The sequence below is a fragment of the Microcystis sp. M53603_WE2 genome, from assembly GCF_030065435.1.
Genome location: NZ_JASJFF010001179.1, coordinates 1 through 1,202, shown reverse-complemented (window position 1 = coordinate 1,202; position 1,202 = coordinate 1). Strand labels below are relative to the sequence as shown.

General features: G+C 47.8%; 1 protein-coding gene. It reads right to left on the bottom strand.

Translation table 11 applies throughout. The annotated features are described in order from the left end of the window. Positions 1-144: 144 nt before the first annotated feature. The coding region (locus PX481_RS24690) for a serine hydrolase (RefSeq protein ID WP_288096577.1) at positions 145-1,202 on the bottom strand (1,058 nt) is incomplete at its 5' end.

Sequence of the window (1,202 nt, the reverse complement as noted above, 5' to 3'; positions counted from 1 at the left end):
TGCGGGGATCGGGGGCAAAATTCCTGGACTTTTTCCCTGAAAATTAGGTAATTGACCACCTGAAAATGGGTAAAACCCCACACCCCACACCCCACACCCCACACCCCACACCCTACCCCCACGAAAAACTTTTTGCCGCAAACCCTAATTACCCGGACTAGGACTAGGGACCGGACTAGGAGAGGGAGAAGACTGGGCGACTGGTTGCGGTTTGGCTGCGGGTTGAGTTTGATACCATTTAAAGTGTTGGTAGGCCGTGCGCGATATTTGTTGAATCAGAGTCCTAGCGTTACTATCATTGTGGGGACGTTTCACCATCACTGCTCCTAGATAGCGTTTCCCGTTGGGCATATCAATAATCCCCGCATCCGCTAACATCGAGCCAATATCACCGGTTTTATGGGCAATATCGGCGGATTTCTCGATACCTTGGGGCAGCAGGGTGCGAGTGCGCGTTTCCTGCATAATATTCAATAGACGATCGCGGGAACGTAAACTGAGTAATTCCCCTTGATTAACTTTTCCTAAGATTGTCACCAAATCTCTCGGACTTGTGGTATTGGTTCCTTCCAAGTCTGGTAAAGGGTTATTAATTACCGTACTGGTCAAACCCCAAGCTTGAAAACGCTGATTAAGAGCCTTTTTGCCGCCCATGCGCTTAATTAACATATTAGTAGCGGTATTATCGCTAATTACGTTCATTTTAGTGGCGGTTTCTAGGGCAGTATAGGTTTTATTCACTCCTAGATACTGCATATCCCCGGACCCACTGGCCAGGACATCCTTAGTGGCCACAAGGGTTTCATCGAGACGAATTTTCCCCGCGTCCACATCCTCAAAAAAGGCCACCAGAATCGGGATTTTAATCGTACTAGCGGCGGCAAAAATAGTATCTCCGCGAAAATTAGCGTAAGCACCGTTATCGAGGTCAATAAATAAAGCTCCCGCCTGTAATTTCGGATATTTGACCGCTAAAGCCTGTAATTTCTGGTTGAGGCTGCTGAGATTTTCGTTTAAAACTAACGTGGTCAGTTTTGGGGTGACGGGTTTGGGAGTCGGGGAATTAGTAGCGGTGGGTTTTGGATGTAGAGGTAATTTGCTCGGATCCACCACGGTTAAAACCGTGCCAGCGATCGCACCTAAACCGACACCAAGGATAGAGAAGCGAAGAACCTGAAGGAGAAAAGAAGCGATTAGGTTAG